10 protein-coding genes are annotated in these 14,630 nt (G+C 72.5%); 8 read left to right on the forward strand and 2 right to left on the reverse strand.

All coding sequences use genetic code 11. From position 1 onward, the window contains the following. Positions 1-58: 58 nt before the first annotated feature. From F9278_RS36530 to F9278_RS36540, 3 genes are all read left to right on the forward strand, one after another. On the forward strand, positions 59-4,711 hold the full coding sequence (locus F9278_RS36530) for an FtsK/SpoIIIE domain-containing protein (protein ID WP_152172118.1): 4,653 nt from the start codon (positions 59-61) through the stop codon (positions 4,709-4,711). 53 nt (positions 4,712-4,764) lie between these two features. Beyond that, positions 4,765-6,291, forward strand: coding sequence for a tRNA (N6-isopentenyl adenosine(37)-C2)-methylthiotransferase MiaB (gene miaB, locus F9278_RS36535; protein WP_152172119.1), 1,527 nt, complete (start codon positions 4,765-4,767; stop codon positions 6,289-6,291). A 143-nt stretch (positions 6,292-6,434) separates the two neighbouring features. Then, positions 6,435-7,136 carry a class III extradiol dioxygenase subunit B-like domain-containing protein gene (locus F9278_RS36540; RefSeq protein ID WP_152172120.1) on the forward strand — a complete coding sequence of 234 codons (702 nt, stop codon included), beginning with the start codon at positions 6,435-6,437 and terminating at the stop codon, positions 7,134-7,136. An 84-nt stretch (positions 7,137-7,220) separates the two neighbouring features. Here F9278_RS36540 and F9278_RS36545 read toward each other — a convergent pair whose 3' ends face one another. Beyond that, the gene (locus F9278_RS36545; RefSeq protein WP_152172121.1) at positions 7,221-7,469 is read right to left on the reverse strand and encodes an antitoxin; all 249 of its coding nucleotides are present in this window, start codon (positions 7,467-7,469) and stop codon (positions 7,221-7,223) included. A gap of 25 nt (positions 7,470-7,494) precedes the next feature. Beyond that, entirely contained in the window at positions 7,495-7,782 is a 288-nt protein-coding gene (locus F9278_RS36550; RefSeq protein WP_152172122.1) for a hypothetical protein, read from the reverse strand. A gap of 181 nt (positions 7,783-7,963) precedes the next feature. Between F9278_RS36550 and miaA the strand changes: the two genes are divergently transcribed. The 5 genes from miaA (at position 7,964) to F9278_RS36580 (ending at position 14,539) form a co-directional block, all read left to right on the forward strand. Continuing rightward, entirely contained in the window at positions 7,964-8,902 is a 939-nt protein-coding gene (gene miaA / locus F9278_RS36555) for a tRNA (adenosine(37)-N6)-dimethylallyltransferase MiaA (protein ID WP_152172123.1), read from the forward strand. A 102-nt stretch (positions 8,903-9,004) separates the two neighbouring features. Next, positions 9,005-9,535, forward strand: a complete 531-nt coding sequence (locus F9278_RS36560; RefSeq protein ID WP_152172124.1) for a hypothetical protein — start codon at positions 9,005-9,007, stop codon at positions 9,533-9,535. A 46-nt stretch (positions 9,536-9,581) separates the two neighbouring features. Then, positions 9,582-10,451 carry a diaminopimelate epimerase gene (dapF, locus tag F9278_RS36565; RefSeq protein WP_152172125.1) on the forward strand — a complete coding sequence of 290 codons (870 nt, stop codon included), beginning with the start codon at positions 9,582-9,584 and terminating at the stop codon, positions 10,449-10,451. Positions 10,452-10,750: 299 nt separating this feature from the next. Then, on the forward strand, positions 10,751-12,928 hold the full coding sequence (locus tag F9278_RS36575) for a RelA/SpoT family protein (RefSeq protein ID WP_193241792.1): 2,178 nt from the start codon (positions 10,751-10,753) through the stop codon (positions 12,926-12,928). Positions 12,929-13,036: 108 nt separating this feature from the next. Next, a complete protein-coding gene (locus F9278_RS36580; RefSeq protein WP_152172127.1) occupies positions 13,037-14,539 on the forward strand; it encodes a M1 family metallopeptidase in 1,503 nt (500 codons plus the stop codon). Positions 14,540-14,630 lie beyond the last annotated feature (91 nt).

Consider the following 14,630-nt stretch of genomic DNA (forward strand, 5'->3'; position numbering starts at 1 on the left):
CCCGGCCCGCCACCACCCCACCCGAACCACCCACCCCCGAGCACCCCCAAGGGGAGCAGTGAAACTCCTCATCACCACGGTCGCCGACGGCGACGCCACCGGTCGCCAGGACGTGCTGCTGAGCGCCTCCGGAAGCACCCCCGTCGAGGACGTCGCCGCCCATCTGGCCCGGCTGCGCTCCGGTGACACGGACGAGACCGGACCCGCGCCCGCCGCCCCGGGACCGGCCCCGGCCTGCTATCTGGGCGACGAACCCCTCGCCCCGGGCACCCCGCTGGCCGCCACCCGGCTGATGGACGGCAGCGTCGTCGCCCTCGGCGCCCCGCAGCCGTCCCCGGCCACCGCCTACGGCCCCGAGCGCGACGCCATGCCGCAGCCGCACCGGACGGACCACTCACCCGTGGTCGAACTCCAGGTGGTGGGCGGCCCGGACGCCGGACGGGTCCACCCGCTCGGCCTCGGCACCCATGGCATCGGCCCGCTCGCGGACGCCGCCGTCCCGCTGGACGGGAGGGGCATGCCGGGCGAGGGCCTCCGGGTGACCGTGCGCCCGGACGGCTCGGCCGTGGTGGAGCTGCCCGAGGGTGGCCCGGCGCGGCTGTCCGTCCCGGAGCCGCCGGAGCACCGGGGCAGGCCCAACACCCCGCTGCTGCCGCTCGCGGAGCAGGACGAGGAATACACCGAGGACACAGCGCCGGAGGAGGCCGACGACGACAGCGCGGAACTCCCCGACGGCTGGGTGCTCTGGCCCGTCGGCGCGGAGCTGTCCGTCGGCGACCATCTGCTGCGGCTGACCGAACCGGCCGTCCGGGACGCCGCGGTGGTGCCGTCCGAGGGCGGGGGAGGGCTGGACTACAACCGGCCGCCGCGCATCCTGCCGCATCTGGCCCCCGAGCGGTTCCGGCTCCCCGGACCGCCCGATCCCCCCGCCCGCCGCCCGATACCGCTGCTCGTGGCCCTCGCCCCGATGGTCTTCGGCGTCAGCATGATGTTCTTCCTGAATTCATACTTCTATCTGATCTTCATGTTCCTCTCGCCGGTCCTGATCGCCGCGAACTACGTCAGCGGACGACGCCAGGCCCGCAAGGACTACGAGGAGAAGTCCAGCGTCTACCGGCAGCGCCGGGCCTCGCTGGAGGAGGACGTCCGGCAGAAGGTCGCCACCGAGCGGCGACTGCGCACCGAGAGCGCGCCCGACCCCGCCGTGGCCGGCCTCTGGGCGGTCGGCCCCGGGCGCCGGCTGTGGGAGCGGCGCCGGGGCGACCCGGACCATCTGTCCCTGCGCATCGGCACCGCCCCGCAGCCGTCCCTGCTCGGCATCGACGACACCGCCCGCGAGGACAACCACACCGCCGTCCACTGGACGATCCCGGACGCCCCCGTCGGCGTCGGCCTCGTCGAGAGCGGGGTGGTGGGCCTGGCCGGCGCGACCGGCCCGGTGCGGGCGCTGGCCCGCTGGATGACGGCCCAGGCCGCCGTCCTGCACACCCCGCGCGATCTGCGGATCGTCGTCCTCACCGACAAGGCCGCCGAGGAGTCCTGGCACTGGGCGCGCTGGCTGCCGCACTCCCGCGACGGCCTGCCCGGCATCCGCGGCGGCGCCGTCACCCTGATCGGCAACGACCCGGAGACGGTCGCCAACCGCGTCGCCGAACTGGTATCCACCCTGCGCACCCGCCAGCGGGCCGCCGAGTCCACCATGAGCAAGGCGCTGCTGAGCGAACCGGACGTCCTGGTGGTGATGGACGGCGCCCGGCGGCTGCGCGACGTGCCCGGCGTGGTCTCCATCCTCAAGGAGGGCCCGGCCGTGCGGATCTTCCCGCTCTGCCTGGACCAGGAGGAACGGCTCCTGCCCGAGGAGTGCACCGCCGTCGTCCGCCACGAGAACCACCGGCTGACCCTGCGCCGCACCGGCCGGCCCGACATCACCGACATCCGCCCGGACCTGGTCGAACCCGAGTGGTGCGAGCGCGTGGCCCGGGGCATCGCCCCGATCCGCGACGTCACCCCGGACGCCTCCGAGGGCCTGCCCACCGAGGTCGGGCTCCTGGAACTCCTCGGCCTGCCCGAGCCGAGCGGTGAGCAGATCGCGGCCCGCTGGGAGCGGCGGCCCGCCTCCACCGGCGTCCTGCTGGGCGCCGGCTACGACGGCCCCGTGGCCTTCGACCTGGTCAAGGACGGCCCGCACGGCCTGGTGGCCGGAACCACCGGCTCCGGCAAGTCCGAACTCCTCCAGACCTTCGTGGCCACCCTCGCCGCCGTCAACCGGCCCGACGAACTCACCTTCGTCCTCGTCGACTACAAGGGCGGCAGCGCCTTCAAGGACTGCGTCGACCTGCCCCACACCCTCGGCATGGTCACCGACCTCGACAGCCACCTCGTCCAGCGCGCGCTGACCTCGCTGTCCGCCGAACTGACCCGCCGCGAACACATCCTGGCCGACGCCGGGGCGAAGGACCTGCCCGAGTACCAGGGCATGCGCCGCCGCACCCCCGAACTCCCGCCGGTGCCCCGCCTGGTGATCGTCATCGACGAGTTCGCCACCCTCTACCGGGAGATCCCCGACTTCATCCCCGGCCTGGTGTCCATCGCCCAGCGCGGCCGTTCCCTCGGCATCCACCTGGTCCTGGCCACCCAGCGCCCGGCCGGTGTGGTCAGCTCCGACATCCGGGCCAACACCAACCTGCGGATCGCGCTCCGGGTCACCGACGCCTCCGAGAGCATGGACGTCATCGACACCAAGGACGCCGTCAGCATCTCCCCGGCCACCCCCGGCCGCGCCCTCGCCCGCCTCGGCCACGGCACCGTCGTCCCCTTCCAGACCGCCTACGCGGGCACCCCCATGCCCGGTGCGCAGCCCACCCCGGAGGCCCCCGAACAGCGGCCCGCCGAGGAGTCCCGCGTCTGGGGCACCGAACTCCACTGGCAGCGCCTCGGCCGGGCCGCCGGACTCCCCGGCACCGCGGAGGCGGACCAGGGCGGCGACCCGGCCGCCGACACCGCCGGCGACGACGTGCCCACCGACCTCAACGCCCTGGTGGCGGCGGTCTCCGAGGCGTCCGCGCTCGCCGGCTGCGCCCCACAGCCCAGCCCCTGGCTCCCGGCCCTCGACCAGTACCTCCTGATCGACGACCTGCCCCAGCCCGACGAGCCCGGCGGCGCCCGTCTGGCCCCCGTCTCCTGGGGCCTGTCGGACCTGCCCGAGGCCCAGGCCCAGCTGCCCGTCCGCCTCGACCTCGCCGAGTTCGGACACCTGTACGTCATCGGCATCCCGCGCTCCGGCCGCTCCCAGGTGCTGCGCACCATGGCCGGCGCCCTCGCCCGGGGTCACTCCAGCGCCGACGTCCACCTCTACGGCATCGACTTCGCCGGCGGCGCCCTCACGGCCCTCGGCGTCCTGCCGCACTGCGGCGCGGTCGTGCCCCGGGGCGACATCGAGCGGCTCGAACGTCTGTTCGCCAGGCTCGACGGTGAACTGGAACGCCGTCAGGAGCGGCTCACCGAACAGCACGCCGGCAACCTCACCGAACTCCGCGGGGCGGTCGGCGCGGGCGCCCGCCCGCCGCACATCATGGTGTTCATCGACGGCTGGGACGCGCTGATCGAGGCCGTCGCCGACCACAACGGCGGGCGCCTGGTGGAACAGCTCAACCGGTTCCTGCGCGAGGGCGCCGCCGCCGGCCTGCACATCGTCGCCACCTCCGAACGCGCCCTGCTGTCCGGCCGGGCCACCGCCCTCAACGACAACAAACTGCTGCTGCGCCTGAACGACCGCACCGACTACCACGCCGTCGGCAAGCGGGCCCGCGACATCCCGGACCTGATCCTCCCGGGCCGGGGCTTCACCTCCGACGGCGGCACCGAGATCCAGGTCGCCCTGCTCGCCCCCGGCGCCACCGGCCAGGAACAGGCCGAGGCGCTGCGCGCGATCGGCGCCGAGGCCGCCCGCCGCGACACCGGCCTCCCCACCGACCGCCGGCCCGCCCGCATCGGCACCCTGCCGGTGAAGGTCACGTTCACCGACGCCTACGACAAGGTGGGGGCGGAGTTCCGGCGGCCGATGTGGGGTCTGCTGGGCCTCGGCGGCGACGACGTCTCCCCGGTCGGCGTGGACTTCGCGGAGACCTCGCCCACCTTCTCCGTGGTCGGCCCGCCCGGCTCCGGCCGCAGCACCACCCTGGCCGCCCTGGCGGTCTCCCTGCTCGCCGCCGGCACCCGGCTGGTGATCCTCGCGCCCCGCGAGTCACCCCTGCGCACCCTGGGCGGCCACCCCGGCGTACGGCTGATCACCGCGACCGAACCCACGGTCGAGGAGTTCACCGAGGCCCTGGAATCCGGCGACGGACCCCGGGTCGTCATGGTCGACGACGCCGACCTGTTCGTCCTGCCGGACATCGACCAGAACCTGCGCTCCCTGGCCCAGTCCGGCAGGGACCACGGCATCGGCATCGTCATCGCCGCCACCGCCGAGACCATGACGGGCGCGATGGGCTGGCTCAGCTCCCTCAAACGGCACCGCAAGGGCGTCCTCCTCGGCCCGCAGAGCGTCCTGGAGGGCGACTACATCGGCGCCCGCCTCGCCCACGCCCATCTGCGCGGCCGCAAACTCGGCCGGGGCCTCACCGTCGACCAGCGCACCGGCGAACTGGTCAACGTCCAGATCCCGGAGACCGTGCTCGACGCGGACCGGCCGGACCAGCCGGACCACTGAGACCGCAGCGCCTGGGGACGAGGGCTCCCCGGGCGCTGCCTTAGGCTTACGGAGTGACCAACAGCAGCGACCGGAGTCAGGCAGTGGGCGTCAAGACATACGAAGTGCGTACTTATGGATGTCAGATGAACGTCCATGACTCCGAACGCCTGTCCGGTCTTCTGGAGGACGCCGGCTACGTCCGCGCCCCCGAGGACGCGGGGGAGGGCAACGCCGACGTCGTGGTCTTCAACACCTGCGCCGTACGGGAGAACGCCGACAACCGCCTCTACGGCAACCTCGGCCGCCTCGCCCCCATGAAGACCGCCCGCCCCGGCATGCAGATCGCCGTCGGTGGCTGTCTGGCCCAGAAGGACCGGGACACCATCGTCAAGAAGGCGCCCTGGGTCGACGTCGTCTTCGGCACGCACAACATCGGCAAGCTGCCCGTCCTGCTGGAGCGCGCCCGCGTCCAGGACGAGGCCCAGGTCGAGATCGCCGAGTCCCTGGAGGCCTTCCCCTCCACCCTGCCGACCCGCCGCGAGAGCGCCTACGCCGCCTGGGTCTCGATCTCCGTCGGCTGCAACAACACCTGTACGTTCTGTATCGTCCCGGCCCTGCGCGGCAAGGAGAAGGACCGCCGGACCGGCGACATCCTCGCCGAGATCGAGGCCCTGGTCGGCGAGGGCGTCTCCGAGATCACCCTGCTCGGCCAGAACGTCAACGCGTACGGCTCCGACATCGGCGACCGCGAGGCGTTCGGCAAGCTGCTGCGGGCCTGCGGAGAGATCGAGGGCCTGGAGCGCGTCCGCTTCACCTCGCCCCACCCCCGTGACTTCACCGACGACGTGATCGCCGCCATGGCCGAGACGCCGAACGTGATGCCGCAGCTGCACATGCCGCTCCAGTCCGGCTCGGACACGATTCTCAAGGCCATGCGCCGCTCGTACCGCCAGGAGCGCTACCTCGGGATCATCGAGAAGGTCCGCGCCTCCATCCCGCACGCGGCCATCACCACCGACATCATCGTGGGCTTCCCCGGCGAGACCGAGGAGGACTTCGAGCAGACGATGCACGTGGTCCGCGAGGCCCGCTTCACCCAGGCCTTCACCTTCCAGTACTCCAAGCGCCCCGGCACCCCCGCCGCGACCATGGAGGGCCAGATCCCCAAGGCGGTCGTCCAGAAGCGCTACGAGCGCCTGGTCGCCCTCCAGGAGGAGATCTCCTGGGAGGAGAACAAGAAGCAGGTCGGCCGCACGCTGGAACTGATGGTCGCCGAGGGCGAGGGCCGCAAGGACGGCGCCACCCACCGCCTCTCCGGCCGCGCCGCCGACAACCGCCTCGTCCACTTCACCAAGCCGGACCAGGAGGTCCGCCCCGGGGACGTCGTGACCGTCGAGATCACCTACGCCGCCCCGCACCACCTGCTCGCCGAGGGCGCCGTCCTCGATGTGCGGCGCACGCGCGCGGGCGACGCCTGGGAGAAGCGGAACGGCCTTCCGGCGGAGAAGGCGGCCGGGGTGATGCTGGGGCTGCCGAGGATCGGGGTTCCGGAGCCGTTGCCGGTGGCGACCACCGGTGGGTGTGGGGTTCTTCAGTAGCGGGTCCAGCTCGGTCTTGACGGTTGTTCGCGGGCTGCCGGTGAGTGGGGGTTGTTCGCGCCCACGCGGCGGAGCCGCATATCGAATGCAGCCCCGCGCCCCTGAAGGGGCACCCCTGGGCTGCGGAAGTTACCCTGCGCCTCATGCTTGTCGCCGCCGCAGTCTGTCCCTGTCCGCCGCTGCTCGTGACCGCGGTCGCCGCCGGGGCCGCGCCCGAGTTGGATCCGGTGCGGGACGCCTGCGCGGACGTGGTCGGGGTGCTCGCCGCAGCCCGGCCCGACCGGCTGGTCGTCGTCGGCCCCGCCGGGCGGGACGCGTCGTATCCGGAAGGCTCCCGGGGGTCGTTCCGGGGCTTCGGTGTGGCCCTCGACGTCCGTCTGGGACAGGGGGACGGTACGGAGGCCCGGCTGCCCGCCGCCCTCTCCGTCGCCGCCTGGCTGCTCGACCGCACGGGCTGGGCCGACGCCCCGGTGGAAGGGCTCGGGGTGGCGGAACCGAGCACCGTCGAGCGGTGCGTCCAGGTCGGCAGGACAGCCGCCGCGTCGGCCGAGCGGGTGGCCCTGCTGGTGATGGGCGACGCCAGCGCGTGCCGCACGCTCAAGGCCCCGGGGTATTTGGACGACCGCGCGGCCGGCTTCGACGCGGAGGTGGCGCGTGCGCTCGGCGCCGCCGACGTCGGGGCTCTCAAGGCGCTGGACGCCGGGCTCGCCCGCGAACTACAGGCCTCCGGCCGCGCCCCCTGGCAGATCCTCGCGGGCGCCGCCGAGGACGCCGGGTTGGCCGGCGGCCTGCTGTACGACGACGCGCCGTACGGGGTGGGCTATCTGGTCGCCGCCTGGTCGTAGCGGACGTGGACCGGCACAGGTGACCGGACACGGCGGACGGCCGGGAGCGTGAGGCTCCGCGGCCGTCCGACGATGTGCGTGTGTTCAGGAAGCCGGAGGCGGAGGCGTGGGGCCGCCGCCCTCGTCCTGGTGCGCGAGTCGGCCCATGGCGTCCTTCGCCTTGCCCGTGCCCGACTGGATCCTGTCGCTGTACTTGCCCTTGGTCTTCCTGTCGACCGTGTGCGCGGCCTTGTCGAGACCGTGCTGGATCTTGCCCTCGTGCTTCTGTGCGAGGTGCGAGACCCTGTCCTTGGCCGGGGAGAGTTTGGATTTCAAATTATCCAGCAGGCCCATGGTTCACCTTTCCCGCGCGGGTCGGTCACTTGCGGGCGCCCTCGCTGGCCTCGTTGTCGGCCGCCTGCTCGGCGGTCTGCTGCTTGGGGATCTCCACGTCGTCCGCCGCGTCGACGGCCTCCGCCACGGGCTCGGCCGCCGCCTCCTCCGCCTCGGCCTCGTTCTCGGCCTCCGCTTCGGGCCGGGCGGCCTCGGTGGATCCCTTCGCCTCGTCCGACTTCTCCGCCTCCGTCTCGGCGGCCGGCTCGGGCGCCGTCACGGCGGCCTCTTCCGTGTCCTTCGCCTTACGACGGAACAGTGAAAAAACGCCCATATCAACCTCAATGCTAATCATGCGGGTTAATTCCCGCGCTCTCCCGGAGCGTCCCATTGCGTCATCCGGGCCACCGGCACTCGAAACCGGCGCTTGGAACTCGCAACACGCAACGACCCCGGCTCCCCCGCGTCACGTAGCTCGTTCGAGAAGAGGCCCCGACATTTGCGAGACTGGGTCGGTGAGTAGCGCAGTTCCCCCTCCACGAGTCATCGCCGTCGTCGGACCGACCGCGGCCGGAAAGTCCGATCTCGGCGTCTTCCTCGCAAGGCGTCTCGGCGGCGAGGTCGTCAACGCCGACTCCATGCAGCTCTACCGGGGGATGGACATCGGCACCGCCAAGCTGACCCCCGGGGAGCGCGAAGGAGTCCCGCACCACCTGCTGGACATCTGGGACGTCACGGCCGCCGCCAGCGTCGCCGAGTACCAGCGGCTCGCCCGCGCCCGTATCGACGCCCTGCTCGCCGACGGCCGCTGGCCGATCCTCGTCGGCGGCTCCGGGCTGTACGTCCGGGGGGCCGTCGACAACCTGGAGTTCCCCGGCACCGACCCCGAGGTCCGCGCCCGGCTCGAGGAGGAGCTGACCCTGCGCGGCTCCGGCGCGCTGCACGCCCGGCTCGCCACCGCCGACCCCGAGGCGGCCCACGCCATCCTGCCCAGCAACGGCCGCCGGATCGTCCGCGCCCTCGAAGTGATCGAGATCACCGGCAGGCCGTTCACGGCGAACCTCCCGGGCCATGACTCCGTCTACGACACCGTCCAGATCGGTGTCGACGTGGCACGCCCCGAACTCGACGAGCGCATCACCCGCCGCGTCGACCGCATGTGGGACGCCGGACTGGTCGACGAAGTGAGCGCGCTGGAGGCGCAGGGGTTGCGCGAGGGGCGTACGGCGTCGCGCGCGCTCGGCTACCAGCAGGTCCTCGCGGCGCTCGCCGGGCAGTGCACCATGGACGAGGCGCGGGCCGAGACCGTGCGTGCCACCAAGCGCTTCGCGCGCCGCCAGGATTCATGGTTCAGACGCGACCCGCGGGTGCATTGGCTCAAGGGGGGTCTCGCCGACCTGACGGAACTCCCGCAGCTCGCACTGGCGTTGGTCGAACGACCGGTCACAGCCTGATCACGTCATGGCATCGGGTCGCCCCGGCGGTCATCCCGGCCTCCGGGGGCGTGCCATCATCGAGCTTCGATCGACCAAGTGGAGTCCGAGTTGGGAGGGCGCGTGGCGATGGAGGCCGGCCCTCGCGACACCGCACAAGGCACGGAGCAGGGCACCGCTGAGGACGTGGAGCAGCTGGTTACCGAGGGGTACGCACTGGATCCCGAAGGCGAACCGCTGAGCCCCGACGGTCCCGACGACCAGACACCCGACGGTGTGAGCGACGACGGACCGGAACCCGACGAGATGTCCGGGCCGGAGGTCGAGGTCGAACTGCGCCCCCAGCGCAGGCTGCGGCTCTGGCAGCTCGCGCCCATCGTGGGCCTGGCCGCGGTCGGCTCCCTGATGTTCGCCTTCCCGCTCGCCTTCGAGTTCGGTGACGGCGGTGCCGTGGTCGCCATGCTCGGCCTGCTGATCTGCGCCACCGCGGCCGGCTGGGGCATGATGGCCGCCCGCCGGGTCGGTTACACGTGGCCCGGTCTGCCCGCCCGGGGCTCCGGCCGCCGCCCCGACTGGCGCCTGGTCCTCGGCTACGCCCTGATCGTCGCCGCGGTCGCCTTCCTGGCCGTATGGCGCGTGGCCCGGCTGCGCTGACCCGGCGCTCGGCGCGTTTGTCTCCCGCACCCCCTAAAATCGAGGAATGAGCACGCGCATCGCCTTCCTCAAGGGGCACGGCACCGAGAACGACTTCGTGATCGTCCCGGACCCCGAGAACGCCATCGACCTCTCCCCGGCCGCCGTCGCCGCCCTGTGCGACCGCCGCGCGGGCCTCGGCGGCGACGGCGTGCTGCATGTCGTACGGTCCGCCGCGCACTCCGAGGCGAAGGCGCTGGCGGCCGAGGCGGAGTGGTTCATGGACTACCGCAACGGCGACGGATCGATCGCCGAGATGTGCGGGAACGGCGTCCGGGTCTTCGCGCGCTACCTCCTGCACGCCGGTCATGTCACCGAGGGCGACCTCGCCGTCGCCACGCGCGGGGGCGTGAAGAAGGTCCACATCGACAAGGACGGCGATGTCACGGTCGGCATGGGCCGCGCCCGGCTCCCCGAGGGCGACGTCACGGTGAGCGTGGGCGAGCGCAGCTGGCCCGCGCGCAACGTCAACATGGGCAATCCGCACGCGGTGGCGTTCGTCGACGACCTCGCCCAGGCGGGCGACCTGCTCTCCCCGCCGCCCTTCGGCCCCGCCTCCGCCTACCCCGACGGCGTCAACGTCGAGTTCGTCGTCGACCGGGGCCCCCGGCACGTGGCGATGCGTGTGCACGAGCGCGGCTCCGGCGAGACCCGCTCCTGCGGCACCGGCGCGTGCGCCGTCGCCGTGGCCACCGCCCGCCGCGACGGCGCCGACCCCGCGATCACGGGAACCCCGGCGACCTACACCGTCGACGTCCCCGGCGGCACGCTCGTCATCACCGAACGACCCGACGGCGAGATCGAGATGACCGGTCCCGCCGTGATCGTCGCCGAGGGCGAGATCGATGCCAAGTGGCTGGAATACATGGCGCGTTGAGGTGTGGTAGGGCTTGACATGGGGGTGTCCGGGGCGAGGGTTCCGTAGGCATCCAAGCCAACGGGGTGTTCAGGCGTGCGAATCCATGGCGCACCCCGGTCGGGGTGACCCGAAACCGTAAACCTCGGAACCTTCGCTCGAATGGGTGATCCGTTTCACGCTCGGCGAGAGGCGGTCGGACGGGCGTGATGGGCTCGGTAGCATCAAGCACCGGCACGGACGGGGGAACGACACGGAACCCCTGAGCCGCCGCACGCCATGGGGCACCCGTCCGCCGGTCCACGCAGCCGGAGGTGCCCATGAGCGCGGAGGCCACGAACCCCGCCGTATCGCCCGCCCCTGCGCCGCCACCAGCGCACCGCAGGAAGGGCCGACCTCGTATCGACCTGCGCCGTCTGGGCCGCGCCGCACTCCTGGGCCCGACGACCCGCGACCGGATGCCCGACGCGATCAGTCATCTCGCCGACGCGCACCGCGCGCACCACCCCGACGCCGATCTCGACCCGCTGCGCCGGGCGTACGTCCTCGCCGAGTCCTCGCACCGCGGTCAGATGCGCAAGAGCGGTGAGCCGTACATCACCCACCCGCTCGCCGTGACCCTGATCCTCGCCGAACTCGGCGCGGAGACCACGACCCTGACGGCCTCTCTGCTCCATGACACCGTCGAGGACACCGATGTGACCCTCGATCAGGTGCGCGAGGAGTTCGGCGCGGAGGTCTGCTACATCGTCGACGGCGTCACCAAGCTGGAGAAGGTCGACTACGGCGCCGCCGCCGAGCCCGAGACCTTCCGCAAGATGCTCGTCGCCACCGGCAACGACGTCCGCGTGATGTCGATCAAACTCGCCGACCGGCTGCACAACATGCGCACCCTCGGCGTGATGCGCCCCGAGAAGCAGGAACGCATCGCCAAGGTCACCCGGGACGTGCTCATCCCGCTCGCCGAACGGCTCGGCGTCCAGGCGCTCAAGACCGAACTGGAGGACCTGGTCTTCGCGATCCTCCACCCCGAGGAGTACCGGCACACCCGCGCCCTCATCACGGAGAACGCGGCCCGGGAGAACGACCCGCTCGCCGAGATCTCCGACGAGGTGCGCGGTGTCCTGCGCGAGGCCGGCATCCAGGCCGAAGTCCACATCAGGCCCCGCCACTTCGTCTCGATGCACCGGGTCTCCCGAAAACGCGGACAGCCGCGCGGCTCCGACTTCGGACGGCTCCTGGTCCTGGTGGCCGAGGACGCCGACTGCTACGCGGTCCTCGGCGAACTGCACACCTGTCTCACCCCGGTGGTCTCGGAGTTCAAGGACTTCATCGCCGTACCGAAGTTCAACCTGTACCAGTCGCTGCACACCGCCGTCGCCCGCGGCGACGGCCAGGTCGCCGAAGTCCTCATCCGCACCCACCAGATGCACAAGGTCGCCGAGGCCGGCGTGGTCGCGCTGGGCAATCCGTACGCCGCCCCCGTGGACGAGCAGACCGACGGACAGCGGACCGACGGCGAGGGCGAGCGCGTCGACCCCACCCGCCCCGGCTGGCTCTCCCGCCTCCTCGACTGGCAGGAGGCGGCCCCCGACGCGGACATGTTCTGGTCCACCCTGCGCGAGGACCTCGCCCAGGACCGCGAGATCACCGTGTTCCGGCCCGACGGGGGCACGTTGGGGCTCCCCGAGGGCGCCAGTTGCGTGGACGCGGCGTACGCGCAGTACGGCGAGGACGCGCACGCCTGCATCGGCGCCCGCGTCAACGGCCGCCTGGCGACGCTGAGCACGGTCCTGAAGGACGGCGACACCGTCCAGCTCCTCATGGGCCAGGACCCGGCCTCCGAGCCCTCCAGAGAGTGGCTGGAGCACGCCCACACGCCCGCCGCGCGCATCGCCATCCAGCGCTGGCTCGCCACCCACCCCTCGCCCGCCGCCGACGCCGGGCAGGAGGAGCGCGAGGAGCGCGACGGCGCGCGCAAGGACGGGACGACCGCCCTGCGCCCCGCCCTCGACGAGCCCGCCCCCACCTCCGACACCGTCGGCGCCGTGGTCGTCGTGGACCGGCCCGAGGCGACCGTCCGGCTGGCAGGCTGCTGTACGCCCGTACCGCCCGACGAGGTCACCGGGTTCGCCGTGCGCGGGGGAGTGGTGACCGTGCACCGCGTCGAATGCGCCGCCGTGACCCGGATGAAGGGCCTGGGGCGCCCGGAGATCGAGGTGCGCTGGGGCGACACCACCGAGTTCCGGGTCACCCTCGTCGCCGAGTCCTTCCAGCGGCCCCATCTGCTCGCCGACCTCACCGAGGCCATCGCCCTCGAAGGCGTCGACATCGTCACCGCCACCGTCGAACCCCCGACCCAGCAGCGCGTCCGCCACACCTACACGCTGCAACTCCCGGACGCCGCCCACCTCCCGAACCTGATGCGGGCCATGCGGAACGTACCGGGCGTGTACGACGTGGGCCGCGCCCAGCACCAGGCGGCGGCCACGCACTGACCGGCACCGGGCGGGCGGGGGCGGCCCGGCAGAGGGGGAGCCGCTCGTTCGGGTGGGGCCGCTGCGCGTCGGCGGCACGGAGCGCCGGCGTGCTGGTAGCGGTGGTCCATGCCGCTCACCCCACGCACCGGGAGCCGCCGCGTCCAGGCCGCGCTGCTCGCCTCCGCCGTCTCCGTCTGCCTGATCGCCGCGAGTGCCCCCTCACCCGCCGAACCGCTCGGCATCGGCGACCGGCTCTTCCCGCACCTCGGCAACCCGGGATACGACGTGCGGTCGTACGACCTCGACTTCACCTATCCCGGCAGCAACAGCGAGCCGCTCACCGCCGTCACCACGATCGACGCGCGGACGACCGCCAGGCTGGAGCGGGTCAACCTCGACTTCACCCACGGGAAGGTCGCCTCCGTGGAGGTCGACGGGGCCTCCGCCGCCTTCACGAGCGCGGGCGAGGACCTGGTGATCACCCCCCGGGCGCCGCTGCCCGAGGGCACCCGGACCCGCATCACCGTGCGGCACACCAGCGACCCCGTGTACACCGGGGACGACGAGGGCGGCTGGCTGCGGACCGCCGACGGCCTCGCGATGGCCAACCAGGCCGACGCGGCGCACGTCGTGTTCCCCTGCAACGACCACCCCTCCGACAAGGCCATGTTCACCGTCCGCATCACCGCGCCCGACGGCTACACGGCCGTCTCCAACGGCCTGGTCACCGGCACGGAACGCGCCGCCGGCAGCACCACCTGGAGCTACCGCACCCAGCACCCCATGGCCACCGAACTGGCCCAGGTCTCCATCGGCCGCTCCGCCGTCCTCCACCGCACCGGCCCGCACGGTCTGCCGGTGCGCGACGTGATCCCCGCCAAGGACCGCGAGAAGCTCGAACCGTGGCTGAGGAAGACCCCCGCCCAGATCACATGGATGGAGGACAAGGTCGGCCGGTACCCCTTCGAGACGTACGGTGTGCTGATCGCCGAGGCGCAGACGGGGTTCGAGCTGGAGACCCAGACCCTCTCCCTCTTCGAGAGGGAGTTGTTCGTCCGGCCCGAGTACCCCAAGTGGTACGTCGAGTCGATCATGGTGCACGAGCTGGCCCACCAGTGGTTCGGCAACAGCGTCAGCCCCCGCACCTGGTCCGACCTGTGGCTGAACGAGGGACACGCCACCTGGTACGAGGCCCTGTACGCCGAGGAGACCGCGGGCCGGACCCTGGAGGCGCGGATGAAGGCCGCCTACGCCTCCTCCGACCGCTGGCGGGCCGCCGGGGGACCGCCGGCCGCACCGAGGAAGCCCGCGAACGGCCAGAAGATCGGTATCTTCCGGGCGAACGTCTACGACGGGGCCGCGCTCTTCCTGTACGCCCTGCGCGAGGAGATCGGCGCCCGCGCCTTCGACCTGCTCCAGCGCGCCTGGGTCGTCGTCCACCGGGACGGCGTCGCCTCGACCACCGACTTCCGCGACCTCGCCGCCCGGATCTCCGGACGCGACCTGGACGCCTTCTTCCACGCCTGGCTGTACGAGGTGCGGACACCGCCGATGCCCGGTCACCCCGACTGGAAGTCCGCTCCGGTGGAGACCTCCGCCGAGCGCCAGCCGGGATCCACGGGGGTGTGACCCCGGCTGCGGAAGGGAAACAACCCGGGTGACGAGACGGGGCGTACCGTGCGACCATCTTCGGGTCGGCGACGGGAATCCCCGGGAATCT

Origin of the sequence: Streptomyces phaeolivaceus, assembly GCF_009184865.1 — a bacterium.
GTDB classification, from domain to species: Bacteria; Actinomycetota; Actinomycetes; order Streptomycetales; family Streptomycetaceae; genus Streptomyces; species Streptomyces phaeolivaceus.